This is a genomic window from Brachybacterium sp. YJGR34, assembly GCF_003347015.1.
Taxonomy (GTDB): Bacteria; Actinomycetota; Actinomycetes; order Actinomycetales; family Dermabacteraceae; genus Brachybacterium.
Window position 1 is genome coordinate 364,579 of sequence record NZ_PNFB01000001.1, and the last position, 16,496, is coordinate 381,074.

Annotated in this window: 17 protein-coding genes; 13 read left to right on the plus strand and 4 right to left on the minus strand. The window is 74.5% G+C overall.

The features are described 5' to 3' along the window. Window positions 1-23: 23 nt before the first annotated feature. From CXH06_RS01560 to CXH06_RS01580, 5 genes are all read left to right on the plus strand, one after another. Window positions 24-857, plus strand: a complete 834-nt coding sequence (locus CXH06_RS01560) for a sugar phosphate nucleotidyltransferase (protein WP_232820142.1) — start codon at window positions 24-26, stop codon at window positions 855-857. Continuing rightward, complete coding sequence (locus tag CXH06_RS01565) at window positions 854-2,107, plus strand: galactokinase family protein (protein WP_198683986.1); 1,254 nt, start codon at window positions 854-856, stop codon at window positions 2,105-2,107. Before CXH06_RS01560 ends, CXH06_RS01565 begins: the two co-directional genes overlap by 4 nt. 31 nt (window positions 2,108-2,138) lie before the next feature. Continuing rightward, a complete protein-coding gene (locus CXH06_RS01570; protein WP_232820143.1) occupies window positions 2,139-2,942 on the plus strand; it encodes a hypothetical protein in 804 nt (267 codons plus the stop codon). A 156-nt stretch (window positions 2,943-3,098) separates the two neighbouring features. Then, window positions 3,099-4,073 (plus strand): hypothetical protein, encoded by a 975-nt coding sequence (locus CXH06_RS01575; RefSeq protein ID WP_114853384.1) that lies wholly within the window; start codon window positions 3,099-3,101, stop codon window positions 4,071-4,073. A 65-nt stretch (window positions 4,074-4,138) separates the two neighbouring features. Further along, on the plus strand, window positions 4,139-5,026 hold the full coding sequence (locus tag CXH06_RS01580; protein ID WP_114853385.1) for an aminodeoxychorismate lyase: 888 nt from the start codon (window positions 4,139-4,141) through the stop codon (window positions 5,024-5,026). 65 nt (window positions 5,027-5,091) lie between these two features. Here CXH06_RS01580 and CXH06_RS01585 read toward each other — a convergent pair whose 3' ends face one another. Then, a complete protein-coding gene (locus CXH06_RS01585; RefSeq protein WP_114853386.1) occupies window positions 5,092-6,048 on the minus strand; it encodes a sugar-binding transcriptional regulator in 957 nt (318 codons plus the stop codon). A 120-nt stretch (window positions 6,049-6,168) separates the two neighbouring features. On the opposite strand from CXH06_RS01585, the gene CXH06_RS01590 reads away from it, so the two are divergent. The 8 genes from CXH06_RS01590 (at window position 6,169) to CXH06_RS01625 (ending at window position 12,926) form a co-directional block, all read left to right on the plus strand. Beyond that, entirely contained in the window at window positions 6,169-6,696 is a 528-nt protein-coding gene (locus CXH06_RS01590) for a PTS sugar transporter subunit IIA (RefSeq protein WP_114853387.1), read from the plus strand. Further along, window positions 6,693-7,160: an NUDIX domain-containing protein gene (locus CXH06_RS01595; RefSeq protein WP_114853388.1), complete on the plus strand. Its 468-nt coding sequence runs from the start codon at window positions 6,693-6,695 to the stop codon at window positions 7,158-7,160. Before CXH06_RS01590 ends, CXH06_RS01595 begins: the two co-directional genes overlap by 4 nt. Window positions 7,161-7,232: 72 nt before the next feature. Beyond that, window positions 7,233-8,957 (plus strand): IlvD/Edd family dehydratase, encoded by a 1,725-nt coding sequence (locus tag CXH06_RS01600; RefSeq protein WP_232820144.1) that lies wholly within the window; start codon window positions 7,233-7,235, stop codon window positions 8,955-8,957. Window positions 8,958-9,044: 87 nt separating this feature from the next. After that, complete coding sequence (locus CXH06_RS01605; protein WP_114853390.1) at window positions 9,045-9,893, plus strand: aldo/keto reductase; 849 nt, start codon at window positions 9,045-9,047, stop codon at window positions 9,891-9,893. A 106-nt stretch (window positions 9,894-9,999) separates the two neighbouring features. Continuing rightward, window positions 10,000-10,329, plus strand: coding sequence for a VOC family protein (locus CXH06_RS01610; RefSeq protein WP_114853391.1), 330 nt, complete (start codon window positions 10,000-10,002; stop codon window positions 10,327-10,329). A gap of 115 nt (window positions 10,330-10,444) precedes the next feature. Next, window positions 10,445-10,768: a hypothetical protein gene (locus tag CXH06_RS01615; RefSeq protein WP_114853392.1), complete on the plus strand. Its 324-nt coding sequence runs from the start codon at window positions 10,445-10,447 to the stop codon at window positions 10,766-10,768. Window positions 10,769-11,110: 342 nt separating this feature from the next. After that, complete coding sequence (locus CXH06_RS01620; protein ID WP_114853393.1) at window positions 11,111-12,070, plus strand: carbon-nitrogen hydrolase family protein; 960 nt, start codon at window positions 11,111-11,113, stop codon at window positions 12,068-12,070. 73 nt (window positions 12,071-12,143) lie between these two features. Beyond that, window positions 12,144-12,926 carry a serine hydrolase gene (locus CXH06_RS01625; RefSeq protein ID WP_114853394.1) on the plus strand — a complete coding sequence of 261 codons (783 nt, stop codon included), beginning with the start codon at window positions 12,144-12,146 and terminating at the stop codon, window positions 12,924-12,926. Window positions 12,927-12,948: 22 nt separating this feature from the next. Here CXH06_RS01625 and CXH06_RS01630 read toward each other — a convergent pair whose 3' ends face one another. From CXH06_RS01630 to CXH06_RS01640, 3 genes are all read right to left on the minus strand, one after another. Continuing rightward, window positions 12,949-14,046, minus strand: coding sequence for a C40 family peptidase (locus tag CXH06_RS01630; RefSeq protein ID WP_114853395.1), 1,098 nt, complete (start codon window positions 14,044-14,046; stop codon window positions 12,949-12,951). 94 nt (window positions 14,047-14,140) lie between these two features. Then, on the minus strand, window positions 14,141-15,277 hold the full coding sequence (locus CXH06_RS01635) for a dipeptide epimerase (RefSeq protein ID WP_114853396.1): 1,137 nt from the start codon (window positions 15,275-15,277) through the stop codon (window positions 14,141-14,143). After that, window positions 15,274-16,425, minus strand: coding sequence for a DUF819 domain-containing protein (locus CXH06_RS01640; RefSeq protein ID WP_114853397.1), 1,152 nt, complete (start codon window positions 16,423-16,425; stop codon window positions 15,274-15,276). The genes CXH06_RS01635 and CXH06_RS01640 overlap by 4 nt, the downstream gene beginning before the upstream one ends. Window positions 16,426-16,496: the final 71 nt, after the last annotated feature.

Below are 16,496 nucleotides of genomic sequence, written 5' to 3' on the forward strand. Positions count from 1 at the left end.
CGCTCCTCCCCTACACTGCTCGCGTGAGCGAACACAACGTGAACGAATCCACCGTCCGCCGTGCCGTCATCCTCGCCCGCGGTCTCGGCACCCGCATGCGCAAGGCCGACGACACTGCCCGGCTCGACGAGAAGCAGGCCGCCGTCGCCAGCAGCGGGGTGAAGGCCCTGATCGACGTCGGCCGGCCCTTCCTCGACTACGTGATCTCCGCCCTCGCCGACATCGGCATCACCGAGGTGTGCCTGGTCATCGGCCCCGAGCACGACATGCTGCGGGAGTACGCCGCCGCCGTCACCGGGGGGCGGGTCACCGTCACCACCGCCGTGCAGGCCGAGCCGCGGGGCACCGCCGATGCCGTCGCCGCGGCCGCCGACTTCGCCGGCGACCAGCGCGTGATCGTCCTGAACTCCGACAACTACTACCCGCGCGAGGCACTCGCCGCGCTCGCCGACGCTCCCGGCACCGCCCTGGTGGGCTTCGACCGCGACGCCCTCGTGGCCGGCTCCACCATCCCCGCCGACCGCGTGCGCGCCTTCGCGCTGATCTCCGTCGACGACGCCGGCCACCTGCGCGACATCGTCGAGAAGCCCGATGCGCAGACCCTGTCCGCCTACGGTGCGGACGCTCCCGTCTCCATGAACGCCTGGCTGTTCACCCCCGCGATCTTCGCGGCCTGCGCCCGTGTCGAGCCCTCCGTGCGCGGCGAGCTCGAGATCATCGACGCCGTGCGCCTGCTGCAGGCCGAGGGCGAGGAGATCACGGTGGTGCCCGCGGCCGTGGGCGTGCTGGACATGTCCTCGCGCGGTGACGTCGCCGCCGTCGCCGAGGCGCTCGCCGGCATCGAGGTGCGCCTGTGAGCGACCCCCTGGAGCAGCTGCTCGAGAGCACGGGCGCGGAGACGGTGCGCTGGTTCGTGCCCGGCCGCATCGAGGTCCTCGGCAAGCACACCGACTACGCCGGAGGGCGCTCCCTGCTCGCCGCCGTCGACGCCGGCCACACCCTCACCGCGACCGCGCGGGCGGACCGCCTGCTGCAGGTGCGCTCCGCGGGGGCCGAGGGGGTCGTCGTCCTCGACCTCGACCACCCCGCGGAGCCGTCGGCGGATGCGGCCGACGGCCACTGGGGCGGCTACGTCCGCACCGTCGCCCGGCGCCTGGAGACGAACTTCCCCGGCCGCCTGCGCGGCGCGGACGTCACCGTCACCTCGACCCTGCCGCTCGCGGCGGGGATGTCCAGCTCCTCCGCGCTCGTGGTGGGCCTGGCGCTGACGCTGATCGATCTCTCCGGCGTGGCCGCCGACCCGGCCTTCGCCCGTGAGATCACGACCGTCGAGCAGCTCTCGGAGTACCTCGGCACCGTCGAGAACGGGCAGAGCTTCGGGAGCCTCGCCGGTGAGCGCGGCGTGGGCACCTTCGGCGGCAGCGAGGACCACACCGCGATGCTGTGCGGCGCACCGGGCGCCCTGGTCCAGTACTCCTTCTGCCCCGTGCGGCACGAACGGACGATCCCCCTGGGCGCGGAGCTCGCGCTCGTGGTCGCCGTCAGCGGCGTCGAGGCGGCCAAGACCGGCGCCGCCCGCGCGGACTACAACCGCGTCTCCCTCGCGGTGGCCGAGATCCTGCGCCGCTGGCGCGAGGACTCCGGTCGCACCGAGCCCTCCCTCGCCGCGGCCGTCGCCTCCGGGCCCGGGGCCGTGCGGCGGCTGCGCGAGCTCGCGGCCGACGACGAGTACCTGCGCGGCCGCCTCGAGCAGTTCCTCGCCGAGTCCGAGCGACTGGTCCCCGCCGCGGCGCTCGCGCTCGCGGAGGGCGATCTCGCGGAGCTGGGCCCGCTGGTCGACGCCTCTCAGCGCGGTGCCGAGGAGGGCCTGCGCAACCAGGTGCCCGAGACCGTCGCCCTGCAGCGCCTCGCCCGGGAGCTCGGCGCCCACGCCGCGAGCGCCTTCGGAGCGGGGTTCGGCGGCAGCGTCTGGGCGCTGGTGCCGGCCGATGCCGCGGAGGACTTCGCCGGCCGGTGGCGCGCGGCCTACCTCGCCGCTCACCCCGAGCGCTCCGGCGCCACCACCGCGGTCGTGCATCCCGGGGGTCCCGCCCGCCGTCTGCCCTGAACGGCGGCGCCGTGCGTGACACACTGGCGGCGTGAGCACGCCGATGAACAACTCCCTGCCCTGGCCGACCGAGGCCGAGGTGCTGCCGATCGCCTCCGTGCGACCGGTCCTGGACCGCCTGGCCTCCCTGGTCACCACCCACGCGGACGACGCCGCCCTGATCCCGGGCCTCGCCGTCACCGAGGAGGAGGTGGCCGCGGACCCGCCGCCCGCCCTCGAGCAGGTCGTCGACGAGCTCGGCGGGATCACCGTGGCCGGGGCGAGCCTGCTGACCCTGCTCATCGAGGACCGCACCGATGTGGGCCCCTACACGCTGATGGGGGAGTCGACCAGCTACTACCCCCTGTACGAGACCTCCGACGCCGCCGTGGTCCTCACCCTCGACGAGGACGGCGCCCCCGGCGCGGTCTACGGCATCGGGGAGGACCTCGCCCTGCAGCTCGCCGCCCCGGACCTGGGCGCCTACCTCGAGCGCGTCGCCGATGCCCTCGAGGCGGTGCTCGCCGACCTCGCGCAGCGCGGCCCGGCGGACGACGAGTCCCCCGCCTCCCGCACCGAGGCCGCCGAGCAGCTCCTGGACGAGCACCTCTTCGCCGATCTGCTGGGGCTGCGGGACGGGGACGAGGCGGCCGCGGCGGAGACCGTGCCGCTGCAGGACCCCGCCGCCGCGGGCCTGGAGGGCCTGCCCGCGGGGGTGCTCGCGGTCGCCGACCTGCGCACGGCCCCCGTCGGCGCCCGCGTCGACCTCATGGACGTCGAGATCGGGGACGACCCGCTCGCGCTGCGAGTGCTCTGGCGCGAGCGCGGCCGCGTGCTCGCCCTGCGCGAGGACTAGACACCGTCCGCGCGGCGAGCATCACGTCCTCGCATCGTCGCTGGTCGGAGCATGGGGAATCCTCCCCATTCCCTCGCCTGCCCGGCCTCGCTACGGTGAGGTCGACATCAGGGGCGCCCGGACGGACCGGGATCGGAGACGAGGGACGTGCGGTCGATGAGCGGATTCTGGGGAGCCGACACCGAGGCGCTGCGCACCCTCGGCATGGCCTGCGCTCGCCGTGCCACCGTCCTCGAGGATCTCGCCTCCGCGCTGTCCTCGACGATCGACGGGACGGAATGGATCGGTGAGGACGCCGAGCGCTTCCGTGCCGACTGGACCGGGAAGGTGCGCCCGGGCCTGCAGGACCACGGCGTCGAGCTGCGCCAGCGAGCGCGCCGGCTCGCCCTGCACGCCGACGAGCAGGACGCGGCCTCCGCCCCCGACTCCCCGGGCGGGAGCGGCGCCGGCGGCTCCGGCGGTGGGGGCCGCGGGGGTCCCGGCGGGGCCGGCGGCAGCGGGTCGCGCTCGGGCACGGGATCCGTGGCGGAGGCGGGGGATCCGCTCGCGGCGCTCCTGGCGGGCGCGGGCGACGGAGGGCCCTCGGGGGCGCTCGGCGACCTGCTCCGTGAGGTGCTCAGCACCCCAGAGGGCCGTGCGGGGCTGCTCGGAGGTCTGCTCGGCGGTGCGCTCGGCGGTCTGCTGGCGGACATGATCGACCGCGCCCTGGGCGCCGGGATGGGGATCGAGGACCTGCTCAGCGGGATGGGAGCCGGCGCGGGACTCAGCGACCTGCTCGGCGAGGAAGGCCGGATGGTCGGGGCGGCCGCCGACGGTGACGCGTCCTCGGCCTCCGCGGAGCCGGGCACAGTGGGCTCTGGCTCGGGTGGCGGCGAGGGCGGCGACTCCGCCTCCGGCCCGGAGTCCGGGGCCGCGGAATCCGGCGGCGCGGGCTCCGGCTCCGCGGCCGCCACGACGGAGGGTCCCGGGCAGAGCAGCGGCACCGCCTCTGCCGGCCGGATCGGGATCACCGAGGAGACCGCACCGCAGTCCCTGCTGGAGCGGCTGCTGGCGATGCTCGGGGACGCCCGGGGCGCAGCCGGCGCCCCGGCGATCGGCGAGGGCCTCGGGCACGGCGTCACCCCGCGCTGAGCGGCGGGTCTACCCTGGAGAGGTGGCCTCCGCCCCGGTGAGGCCGTCCCAGCAGGAGCATCCCCATGACCAGCACCCAGCCCGCCCCGGTCCTCGTCCTCGTCCCCGGCGCGGCCGGCGCCCCCGCCGACGGCGGGCCCCGCTTCCACCTCGCGGACGCCGACGCCCCGCAGCTCTCGGTCATCGACCTGGTCGTCACCCGCGGCGACGGGGTCTTCGAGACGATCGGCGCCTTCGACGGCACGGCGGTGAACGTCGGCCCCCACCTCGAGCGGCTCGCCCGCAGCGCCGCCCAGCTCGAGCTGCCGGCGCCCGAACAGGCCACGATCGCCGAGGCGGTCGAGGCCGCCATCACGGCCCATGAGGCCGTCGCCGAGCTCAGCGTGCGGGTGATGTACACCCGCGGCCTCGAGGGCGGCTCCGCTCCCACCTGCTGGATCCATGCCCGCGTCTCCGACGACTGGTCCGCGCACCGGGAGGGGATCCGGGTCGCCGCCCTGGACCGCGGCCTGCCCACCACCGCGGCGCAGACCAGCCCGTGGCTGCTGCAGGGCGCCAAGACTCTCAGCTACGCGGTGAACATGGCCGCTGGGCGGGAGGCGAGGCGCCGCGGCGCCGCCGACGTCCTGTTCGTCGCGAGCGACGGCTACGTCCTCGAGGGCCCCACCTCCACCCTGCTGGTGCGGCGCGGCGAGGAGTTCCTCACCACCCCCGTCAGCGCTGGGGTGCTGCCGGGCACCAGCGTGAACACCCTGTTCGCGCGCCTGCAGGCGGAGGGCGTCACCGTCCGGGAGCAGCTGATGACCCCGGCGGAGGTGCAGGGCTCCGACGCCGCCTGGCTGCTGTCCTCGACCCGCCTCGCAGCGCCGATCACGCATCTCGACGACGTCGAGCTGCCGGTGGACAGCGCGCTCACCGACCGCTTCGGTCGGATCCTCGCCGGCCGCGACTGAGGTCCTCCCGGCGCCCCCCGGCCCGCGGGCGCGCCGGTGGCCGTCGGCCGCTCGCGGCCGGCGGCTCAGGCGCCGGCGAGCACCTCGCGGGCGAGCTCCACGTCGAGCACCGCGGTGTCGATCGCGCCGCTGCGCAGCACCCCGAGCACGCCGGGGGCCTTCTCCACCCCGGCCGCGACGCCCAGCACCTCCGGGATGCGCAGCAGCTCGGAGAAGGTCACCGCGAGCACCCGCTGATCCGTCGGCGCCACCAGCGGTGTGCCCTGCGCATCGACGAAGCGCCCGCACACGTCCCCCACAGGGCGCTGGGCCTCGAAGGCCGCCCGCTCCGCCTCGCTCAGCCGCATCAGGCTCACCACGCGCGGGGAGGAGTGCACGCCCGTCGAGCCGATCCCCACCACCGCGAGCTCGACCTGCGCGGCCGCCGCCAGCACCTCGCCGATGCTCGACTCCCCGCGCAGGGTCGCCAACGCCGTCGCGGACTCCAGCACCGCCGGGGCGTACAGGGTGCGGGGGCGGGCGCCCAGGCGCGAGGCGAGCACCCGCAGCACCGATTCGCCGGAGTCGAACTGGTCCAGCGCGCTGTGGCCGCCCACGAGCGGCAGCACCTGCGGGGCGGGCCGCACCGAGACCGACTCGAGCTCGGCGACCACGCTCTGCACCGTCTGCCCCCAGGACACCCCGATGCTGCTCACCGAGGCGGTGCGGGCCGCGATCACCGCCGCGCCCTCGCGGGCGACCGCCTCCATGGCGGAGGTGCGCGGGGCGGAGACCACATGCGCCTCGCGCAGGGAGAAGGCGGCCCGCAGCGCCGCCTCCAGCGCGTCGTCGCGGCGCGGCGGCCCCTCCGGGTCGTGGATGGAGATCTCCACGATGCCCCGGTCCCGCGCCTGGGTGAGGATCCGCGAGACGTTCGAGCGCGACAGCCCCAGCTCCTGCGCGACCTCCGTCTGCGACCTGCCCTGCTCGTAGTAGAGCCGGGCCGCGCGCACGATGACGGCGGTGTCGCGAGGTGCGGGCATGGGGTCTCCTGCTCGAGGGATCCGGGCGGTCCCGCGGGACGCGCCGGGACCGATGTGTCCAGCGTACGCAGTGCCGCGGCCGGCAGGTGCCAGAATCGGTGCAGCGACCAGGGAGGCACCATGAGCACAGATCCGCGACCGTCCGATGCCGGCGAGCGCGCCGCACCGCTGGTGCTGCGCCTGGCCGTGGCCCGTCTGGACGCGGCCGACGCGGAGGACGTGCTGCGCGCGCTCTCGGGCCGGCTGCTCGCAGCCGGCGTCGTCACCGCCGAGTTCCCGGACGCCCTGCTCGACCGCGAGCGGAGGTTCCCCACGGGCCTGCCCACACCGATCCCCACCGCGATCCCGCACGCCGAGCCCGGGCACGTGCTCTCCCCGGGGCTCGTGCTCGCGACCCTGCGCCGGCCCCTGCCCTTCGGCGAGATGGGCGGCAGCGGCGGCACCGTCGGGGTGTCCCTGGTCGCGATGCCGCTGCTGACCGACGCGCGCGAGCATCTGCGCGCCCTGCGGCGCCTGATGGGTCTGCTGCGCGACGAGGCCGCCGTCGACCACCTGCTCGGGGCCGAGGACGACTCCGCGCTGCGCGAGCGCGCCGCCGCGTTCCTGGACGCCGCCCCCGCCGAGAGCGCCGAGGAGGCCGGAGCATGAGAACCCCGCGTCTGGGGGTGAAGGCCCTCATCATCCGCGACCAGCGGGTGCTGATGAACCGCTACCTCGACCCGGACGGCCGCGAGGTCTTCGCGCTGCCGGGCGGCGGCCAGGAGCACGGCGAGGACCAGGTCTCCGCCATGATCCGCGAGTGCCGCGAGGAGATCGGGGCGCGGGTCGAGGTGCACCAGGTGGCCTGCCTGTTCGAGGTCATGATGGAGACCCGGATGGTCGACGGCTCCCCGATCCCGCCCTTCCACCAGGTCAACGTCGCCTACTGGTGCGGCCTCGCCGAGGGGGAGGAGCCCGGGGAGGGCACCGAGCCGGACCCCGGGCAGGCCGGGACCGCGTGGCTGCCGCTCGGCCGGCTCGCCGAGCATCGCATCCACCCGCCCGAGCTCGCGCTCTGGCTCGAGGCCGATCCCAGCTCGCGGCCGCTCTCCCTCGGAGTCACCGCGGGCTGAACGCCCGGCCGCGGGTGGTGCCGCAGCACGTAGCATGCACCCGATCCGCAGGTCACAATGCCGTCTCGGGGAATGGAAGCAGCAATGGAGCTCCGCAGCAGCCAGTGGTACGCGGGCGAGGACCGCAACGGGTACATCCACCGCGCCTGGATGCGCCGCGGCGTGCCCGACGACGCCTTCCGGGGACGGCCCCAGATCGCGATCGCCAACACCGCCGGCGACCTCACCCCCTGCAACGCCCACCTCACCGGGGTCGCGCAGTTCGTGAAGAACGGGATCCTCGAGGCCGGCGGCGTCCCGCTCGAGCTGCCCGTGATGTCCCTGGGCGAGACCAATGTGCGCCCCACCGCGATGCTCTGGCGGAACCTGGCGGCGATGGGCGTCGAGGAGATGCTGCGCGCCAACCCCGTCGACGGCGTGGTGCTGCTGGGCGGCTGCGACAAGACCATCCCCTCCCTGCTGATGGGCGCCGCGAGCGTCGACATCCCCGCCGTGGTGGTGCCCGGCGGGCCGATGCTGAACGGCAGCTTCCGCGGCGAACGGCTGGGCTGCGGCACAGGGGTGTGGAGGCTCAGCGAGGAGGTGCGCGCCGGGACCCTCTCCCAGGAGGACTTCACGCGCTCCGAAGCGGCGATGATCCGCAGCGCCGGGCACTGCAACACGATGGGCACCGCCTCCACCATGGCCCTGGTCGCCGAGGCGCTGGGCACCGTCGTCCCCGGCGTCGCGGGCACCCCCGCGGCCGATGCCCGGCTGAACGAGGCCGCCCAGCTCACCGGTCGTCTGGTGGTCGACCTCGTCGCCGCGGGCCGCACCCCGTCCTCGTACCTCACCGCGGGCTCGTTCCACAACGCCATCGTCGCGCTCGCCGCGATCGGCGGCTCCACCAACGCCGTCGTGCACCTGCTGGCGATCGCCGGCCGCCTGGGCATCGACCTGAGCGTGGAGGACTTCGACCGCATCGGTGCGCAGGTGCCGCTGCTGGTGGACCTCCAGCCCGCCGGGCGCCACCTCATGGAGGACCTCCACCGCGCCGGCGGCCTGCTCGCCGTGCTGCGCGAGGTCGAGGACCTGCTGGACCCCACCGCGCTCACCGTCACCGGCCGTCCGCTCGTGGAGCACCTCGAGCCGGCCCGGATCTGGGACCCGGAGGTCATCACGCCCCGGCGGGCGCCGCTGCAGGAGGACGCCGGCATCGCGCTGCTGCGCGGCAACCTCGCGCCGGACGGCGCCATCATCAAGCCGGCCGCCGCCTCCCCGGAGCTGCTGCAGCACCGCGGCCGGGCGCTCGTCTTCGACAGCATCGAGGACTTCCACGCCCGCATCGACGACCCCGCTCTCGAGGTCGACGCCTCCACCGTCCTGATCCTGCGCGGCTGCGGCCCCCGGGGATACCCGGGCATGCCCGAGGTCTCCAACATGCCGCTGCCCCCGAAGCTGCTCGCCCAGGGCGTGCGCGACATGGTCCGCATCTGCGACGGCCGCATGTCCGGCACCGCCTACGGCACCGTGGTCCTGCACGTCGCCCCCGAGGCCGCCGCCGGCGGGCCCCTGGGGCTGGTGCGCACCGGGGACATGATCGTGCTGGACGTGCCCGGCCGCCGCCTCGAGGTGGAGCTGGACGCGGAGGAGCTCGCCGCGCGGACGCCGCCGGCCGCGATGACCGAGGCCCTCGCCGCGCCGCGGCGCGGCTGGGAGCGGCTCTACATCGACCACGTCCAGCAGGCCGATACCGGCGCCGATCTGGACTTCCTCGTCGGCTCCAGCGGCTCCGAGGTGCCGCGGGAATCCCACTGAGGCGGTCGGGGCGCGCGGCGGGAAGGCGCTAGCCTGGTGGGGTCCGTCCCGTGCGGCGCAGCGTCGCACCCGATCACGAGGAGCATCATGCCCGTCTCTCCCTCTGTCAGCTTCCACGACGGCCGATCCATCCCGCAGCTCGGCTACGGCGTGTGGCAGGTCGAGAACGCCGTCGCGGCCGACGTCGTCGTCCAGGCCCTCGAGGCCGGCTACCGCCACGTCGACACCGCCCGCGGGTACAACAACGAGGCCGGCGTGGGCCGGGCCCTCGCCGCCGCCGGGATCGACCGCGACGAGGTCTTCGTGACCTCCAAGGTCCCCAACCAGGACCAGGGCCGCGAGAAGACCCTCGCCTCCTTCGACGCGACGATGGAGGACCTGGGCCTCGAGGAGCTGGACCTCTACCTCATCCACTGGCCCGCGCCCTCGAAGGGGCTCGCGGTGGAGACCTGGAAGGCCCTGGTCGAGCTGAAGGAGCAGGGCCGCATCCGCTCCATCGGCGTCTCCAACTTCCGCGTCGAGGACCTCGAGAAGCTCGAGACGGAGACCGGCGTGCTGCCCGTGCTCAACCAGATCGAGCTGCACCCCTACTTCAACCAGCCCGAGCTGCGGGAGTTCCACGCCTCCAAGAACATCGTCACCGAGTCCTGGTCCCCGCTGGGCCAGGGCGGCGGCGAGCTCACCGATCCGGTCGTCCAGGCGATCGCCGCGGCGCACGGTGCCTCCACGGCCCAGGTGGTCATCGCCTGGAACCTCGCGCTGGGCAACGTGGTGATCCCCAAGTCCGTCACGCCCGAGCGGATCGCCTCGAACTTCGCCTCCCTCGAGCTGGAGCTCACCGCGGACGAGATCGCGCAGATCACCGCCCTGCACAAGGGCGAGGAGGGCCGCCAGGGCGCGAACCCGGACAGCTTCGCGAACCACCAGGGCGCCTGAGCTCCCCACGGCACCGACCCGACGGGCCCGGCCCCTCCCGCCCGGGAGGAGCCGGGCCCGTCGGCGGTCCGTTGACCGCGTGGTAGGGCTGACGTAGCGTCGATCCATGATCAGGATCGGTGCGATCGTCCTGAACGTCTCGGACTCCGCCCGGGCCGCTGAGTTCTGGGGAGCGGCGCTGGGATACCAGCCTGCCGGGAACCCGGACTTCCTGGTGCCGGCGTCGGGGGAGGCACCACGGGTGCATCTCGACGAGGACGACCGCACCCACCTCGACCTCTGGACCGACAGCGCGGCGGAGCAGCGCGCCGAGGTCGACCGGCTCGTCGCCCTCGGGGCCACCCGCGTCGAGTGGGACTACCCGGAGGGCGCGGACTTCATCGTCCTCGCCGACCCCGACGGCACCCTGTTCTGCGTGATCGACACGAGCGCGTAGCGACCAGGTGTTCGCCGGCGGCCGGCGCCCCGGATCAGCAGGCCGTGACGGTCCGTCCCTGTCCCCGCGGCCCCTGGCGTCGTAGGGTCGAGGCAGCGACGTCAGGAGGTTCACCATGAGCGAGACCCCGTACGATCCCGAGCTCGACACGGACGAGACCGGCCCCACCGGCCCGGACGGCGTCGAGAGCGCCGACCGGCTCTTCGAGCTCGAGCGCGAGCGCGATGCCCTCTCCCGGTCCGAGGACGCCGCGGACTTCCCCCGCGACCTGGGCGAGGAGGACATGGCGGCCGCGGAGCAGGGCAACCGCGACGGGGACGAGATGGTCTCCGACGGCGAGGAGCCGGACGAGCTCGCGGAGCTCGCCGAGCGCGAGGTCGACGCCCCGAGCATCGACCTGCTCGGCGAGGGCGAGGAGGACCGCGAGGGCGAGCAGTAGGCAGCGCGGCGCGTCGGCAGGGGGTTCGCCGTGCACGGCAGGTCCCGCTGTTGTGGCGTTCGCGGAATTGCGTATCCGCAAACTCGTGAACGCTCGCGCCCCTCTCCCGATGCTGCGGTCGGTGTCGACACGAGAGCGCGGTGCCTGTGCGCCGTGGGGCCGTCCCGCTATGCTCGAGGCGGCGTGTCCGACGCCGAACCTCGACGGCCCGTCCCCGGCACGGGCCCGCACCCCGAGTGCACCCCCGAGGCAAAGGGACCCGGTCTCCGGTCGCTGCCAGCGCACACCCGCGCCTCGGGTCGTCGCGGCCGGGGAGCCGATGCGAGGCCTGCGGGAGTACGGATGACAGCCGACCGAGCACTCAAGAAGCGCGTGCGCGCCCGCATGGCGCGCACGGGCGAGTCCTACACGGCCGCCCTCCGGCACCTCCGCCCCACCCCAGGAGGCACCGTGCCGCACCAGACCACCGCCGAGGCGACCCCGCTCCTGCGCCTCGCGACTGCCCAGACCACCACCCACCAGGACTCCGCCGATGCCGCGGCGATCCAGCGCTCCGGCGACGAGGTCCGCGCGCTCATGCGCCGGGCGCAGGAGCTCGGCGCCCACCTCGTCCAGTTCCCCGAGGCGACGCTCTGCTTTCCCGACAAGCGGGCCCTGTCCTCCTCGAGGACCGAGATCGCCGAGGCGGACTGGAGCCGCTTCGCCTGGGACGCTCTCGACGCCGAGATCGCCACGATCCGGGAGGAGACCCGGCACCTCGGGATGTGGACCGTCCTCGGCGCCCCGGTCCGGACCGAGGACGGCGGCCGGCCGCGCAACAGCCTGCTGGTCTTCGATCCGCAGGGACGGACCCGTGCCCGCTACGACGAGCGGCGGCTGTCGCGCTCCAAGGCGGCCTTCCTCTACGAGCGCGGGGACGGCCCGGTGACGATCACCGTGCGCGGCATCGTGCTGGGCCTCGCCACAGGTCTCGAGGTGCTCTTCGAGGACATCTTCCTGGGCTACGAGGATGCCGGCGCCGATGCCGTCCTGCTCAGCTCCCAGGGACCCGGCGACCCCTCCGAGGCCGACGCCTTCGCCATCTCCGCCCGCGCCGCCGCCCGTCACCACGGGCTGACCCTCGGCTACAGCGTGCCCACGACCAACGCGCCGTACGCCCCCGCGGGCGTGATCGGCCCGGACGGCCGCTTCGCGGCGACCTGCCCGGCGGCTCCGGAGCCGGCCGTCGTGGTCCACGAGGTGACGCCGCGACCGGACGGCGCCCCGCGCGACTGGCGCCGGTCGATGGTGGGCGCCGACTGACGGCCCCGGCGCGGGCGGCGGAGAACACCGGACGCCGACGCCCGCGCCCGGCCGGCACGCCTACAGTCGAGCCATGCCGATCCCCACCGCTGCCGCTCCCGCGGAGACGTCGCTCTCGTACGCCCTGGTCGACGCGAGGGGGACGGAGCTCGCCGCCGCCGATGCCGGCCGCCCCTACTACGCGGCCAGCACCATCAAGCTCCATGTGCTGCGGGCCGCGCTGCGCGCCGCGGCGGCCGGCGCCCTCGACCTCGACGCCCGGGTGCCGGCGACCCGCACCTTCGTGGGGGCCGACTGGGCGTCCTTCCTCCTCGAGGGGGACCACGTCGACCCCACGCACCCCGTCGCGGGCACGCCGATCGCGGTGCGCGAGCTGCTGGTGCGGATGATCGACCGCTCGAGCAACGAGGCCACGAACCATGTCATCGACCTGATCGGCCTGGACGCCGTCGCGGCGACCGTCGCGGACCTGGGACTGGCCGCCACCCGGGTGGAGCGGAGGATCGGCGACGCCGCCGCCCTCGCGGGCGGCGCCACCAACGAGACCAGCGCGGAGGACCTGGCCAGGACGATGCACGCGATCGTCGCGCCGGGAGCGTCCGGCCGGGACCTCGCCCTCGCCGCGCTGCGCGCTCAGCAGATCCCCGTGATCGCGACGGCTCTGCGCCCCGGCGTGGAGTGGGGCTCGAAATCCGGCTGGGTGGAGGGGTACCGGCACGACGTCGCCGTCCTGGGCGACCCCGACAGCGAGGACCTGCAGGTCCTCGCCGTCATGACGGCCGGGCTCGCCCAGGGCGAGGCCGACCGGCGGATCGCGGGGATCGTGCGGGAGCTGGTGCCGGACCTCGCCGCCTGAGCACCGCCCTCGACGCCGGCGCTCAGCTCGCCAGCGGCGCCCGGCGGGCCCCGGCGTACTCGTCGTCGACGTCGTACTCGGTCAGCGACATGATCTCCACGCTCCGCGCCGCGTTCGGCGCCTGCATGATGAGGTCGTCCCCGACGTACAGCGCGACGTGCCGGATCGAGTCGCTGCCCGGCCCGGAGGAGAAGAACACCAGGTCGCCGCGCTGCAGATCCTCCCGCTCGACAGGCTCGAGGCCCGAGTGGTCCCGCTGGGCGCCGGCATCGCGGTCGATCCGGATCCCGTGGTGGCGCAGCAGCGTGGAGGTGTAGCCGGAGCAGTCGAAGCCGTAGGCGCTCACGCCCGCCCACAGATAGCGCAGGCCCAGGAAGCGCTCGCCGGTGGCGATGATGTCCTCCGCGGTGGGCAGCGGCGGCATCTCGCCCTGCTCGCGCACCACCACGTCCGCGGCCGGGAGGTGGGCGCGGCCCGCGCCCGGCACGGCCACGGCGACCGAGCGGGCGGTCCGTCCGAGCACCGGCAGGACGGTGTCGAAGCTGACCGGGATGCCCGGGTGCTCACCGGAGGGGGTTCCGGTCAGCGTGCTGGTGAGCGCGGTGACGGTCGCCGTCGGGGCGGAGGCGGCACGGCGCGCGAAGCGCTCGTCGGCCACCAGGTGGATCTTCGGCACCCAGCCGGGATAGCCGCGCTCGTCGCGCGGGGTGCCCTGGGAGGTGACCACGATGCGCGCCCAGTCGCCGTCGATCTCGTCGACGATGACCTCGCTGCCCAGCACGGCCTGCGTCTCGAGCTTCCCGGTCAGCCAGCGCCGGGTCTCGGTGTCCTGCATGTTCGCGTTCCAGGCGTCGAGGTCCACGGGGGCGGACAGCGCGGGGTCGTCGATCCCGGGGCGGTTCAGGCCCGGCTCCACCCACAGGGTGGTCGCGGTGACGGCCACGTGCGCGACGCCGCCCGGAGTCAGACCGGCGCCGGGCGCCGGGCGGCCGGCGGGGAGCGGACCGGTGTCCGCCGACGCGGCGGGGGCGAGGGAGGAGAGGCCGGCGACAGCGAGGCCGGCGGTGCCGGCGGCGGCCAGGCGCAGCCCGTCACGACGGGTCAGGGAGGGGCGGGACATGGATGTCTCCTTCGACGATCAGTGCCTCCGTGCGGTGACGGCGGCTGGGGTCAGCAGTGTCTCGGACGGATGGGACGTCGGCCTGTCGGCCCGGTCATCGATCACCCCCGTCGGCCGCATCGGCGAGGGCCGGCATCGGCTCGAGGCCCAGCCCCGGCCCACCGGTCAGGCGCAGCCGGGGACCGTCCTGCGCGTAGCCGCCGCGGGGGAGGCCGGAGGCGAACCAGGCCGGGGGATCGAGGTCGATCATCGTGATCGCAGGGTGGGCGACGGCCAGGTGCGCGGCCGCGGTGATCGAGATGCGCGGCTCCATCATGGCCCCGAGCATGCACTCGATCCCGGCCGTGCGGGCCACCTCCGCGATCTCCAGGGCGCCGCGCAGCCCGCCGGTCTTGGCCAGCTTGATGTTCAGCAGGTCGCAGGCGCCCGCATCGACCAGGCGGCGGGCGTCCTCGGCGTCCCAGACCGACTCGTCGGCCATGATCGGCAGCGACACCGCCGCGCGCACGCGCGCCAGCCCCGCGAGATCGGCGGCCGCGACGGGCTGCTCGACCAGGTCGATCGGGAGGGCATCGGCCTCGAAGCCGGCGATGATCTCCACGGCCTGCTCCGGGGTCCAGCCCTGGTTGGCGTCCAGGCGCAGCCGGGCGCCCGGCGCGGCCTCGACCACGGCGGCCAGACGCTCGCGGTCCTCGGTGATGTCGTGGCCCAGCTTGATCTTCAGGATCTGCTCGCCGCGCTCCCGCGCCGCGCGGGCGTGCCCGGCCATCACCGCGGGATCCTCGAGGGAGATCGTCATGTCGTTGAGCAGCGTGTCCTCGAGACGCCCGCCCAGCAGCTCGACCAGGGGGCGGCCCGCCCGCCGCGCCCACGCGTCGTGCAGGGCCACCTCGAGCGCCGCCTTCGCGCTGGTCGCCCCGGGCACGGCGCCGGTGATCCGGCGGGACAGCTCGGTGATCGTGCCGCGGCGACCCAGGATCGCCTCCCGCAGCGGGCCCGCGAGGGACGCGGCGATGGAATCCGCGGACTCCCCGGTGACCGCCACCGTCTCCGCCGCCGAGCCCTGACCGGTCGCGCCGCCGGCGAGCTCCACCTCGGCCACGACGTACTCGACGGCCTCCGTGCGGCGGGCCGCGGTGACGAAGGGGCGCAGCAGCGGGGCGCGGTGGCGATGCGCGCGCACCGCCACCACCTGCAGCTCCTGGGCGTCCTGCCCGTCGAGGGCGCTCACAGCGCCGCCATGACCTGGGAGGCGGCGAGCCCCACGAAGGTGCCCGCGAAGGCGCCGATCAGGGCGAACAGCACGCCGATCGGCACCAGCTGGCGGTTGAACGCCGAGGCGACGACGGGGGCGGAGGCGATGCCGCCGATGTTCGCGGTCGAGGCGACGGCCAGGGAGAACAGCTCGACCTTCGCGATCTTCGCGTAGATCACCATGATGGCGGCGTGGATCGCGAGCACCAGCACGCCGATCAGCAGGTACAGCGGGGCCTGGGTGAGGGCGGAGAAGTCGGAGCCGGAGGCGATCTGGCCGATGATGACGAAGAGCATCAGCGTGGCCACCTCGCTCGAACCCGCGGTGCGGCCCAGCGGGGTCAGCGCGACCAGCAGGCCCAGCACGGAGACGATGAGGATCGTCCAGGTGGTGCCGTTGACGACGGTGCCCCACTCGGGCAGCAGTCCGCCCGCCCAGATCGCGACGGTGGAGACGGCCACGGCTCCCAGCAGCACGATCGCGAGGGAGGCGGCGGTGATCGGTCGAGCCTGCTCCTCCGCGGCGCCGGTGTGCGCGTCGAGATAGGAGGTGTCCGCCTTGGTCCAGCGGTTGAAGCGCGGTGAGGCGGCGACCGAGGCGAACATCGCCATCAGCCACACCGAGTACATGATCGTGTCGGTGATCAGCGCGTACCCGAAGATCGACTCGGGCGCCTGCAGGATGTCCTGCACCGCCACCATGTTGGCGCTGCCGCCGGTCCAGGAGGCCAGCAGGGCGCCCATCACCTTCCACGCCTCGGTGTGCAGGGCGCCCTGGAACACGGCGTACACGCCGATCATCGCGACGAACAGGGAGACGGTCGCGACCGCGTAGGTCAGCAGCAGCTTCGGGCCCAGCGAGATGATCCTGCGCAGGTCGCAGCTGAACAGGAACAGGAAGATCATCGCCGGCAGCAGCACGTCCTTGACCTGGGCGATGGGCTCGCGCGTGGCCTCGTCGGGGCCGAAGACGCCCAGCGAGTTGAGGGTCGCGCACAGCAGATACATCAGCACCATGCCGGGCACGAAGCGGAACAGCTTCCAGCCGGTGGTGCGCTCGAGCACGATCAACGCGCAGGACAGTCCCAGCAGGACGCCCAGCATCAGCACTCCGTCGGTGATCACGGGAGGTCTCCTCGGTCAGGGGGGAAGGGAACCGCCCGAGACGCAAAAAACGGAAGCACCGGGGACCGACG

Coding starts and splice junctions, on each gene's coding strand:
- CXH06_RS01575 (WP_114853384.1), top strand. CDS start 3,099: ATGAGCGGATTCTGGGGAGCCGACACCGAGGCGCTGCGCACCCTCGGC.
- CXH06_RS01580 (WP_114853385.1), top strand. CDS start 4,139: ATGACCAGCACCCAGCCCGCCCCGGTCCTCGTCCTCGTCCCCGGCGCG.
- CXH06_RS01585 (WP_114853386.1), bottom strand. CDS start 6,048: ATGCCCGCACCTCGCGACACCGCCGTCATCGTGCGCGCGGCCCGGCTC.
- CXH06_RS01590 (WP_114853387.1), top strand. CDS start 6,169: ATGAGCACAGATCCGCGACCGTCCGATGCCGGCGAGCGCGCCGCACCG.
- CXH06_RS01595 (WP_114853388.1), top strand. CDS start 6,693: ATGAGAACCCCGCGTCTGGGGGTGAAGGCCCTCATCATCCGCGACCAG.
- CXH06_RS01600 (WP_232820144.1), top strand. CDS start 7,233: ATGGAAGCAGCAATGGAGCTCCGCAGCAGCCAGTGGTACGCGGGCGAG.
- CXH06_RS01605 (WP_114853390.1), top strand. CDS start 9,045: ATGCCCGTCTCTCCCTCTGTCAGCTTCCACGACGGCCGATCCATCCCG.
- CXH06_RS01610 (WP_114853391.1), top strand. CDS start 10,000: ATGATCAGGATCGGTGCGATCGTCCTGAACGTCTCGGACTCCGCCCGG.
- CXH06_RS01615 (WP_114853392.1), top strand. CDS start 10,445: ATGAGCGAGACCCCGTACGATCCCGAGCTCGACACGGACGAGACCGGC.
- CXH06_RS01620 (WP_114853393.1), top strand. CDS start 11,111: ATGACAGCCGACCGAGCACTCAAGAAGCGCGTGCGCGCCCGCATGGCG.
- CXH06_RS01625 (WP_114853394.1), top strand. CDS start 12,144: ATGCCGATCCCCACCGCTGCCGCTCCCGCGGAGACGTCGCTCTCGTAC.
- CXH06_RS01630 (WP_114853395.1), bottom strand. CDS start 14,046: ATGTCCCGCCCCTCCCTGACCCGTCGTGACGGGCTGCGCCTGGCCGCC.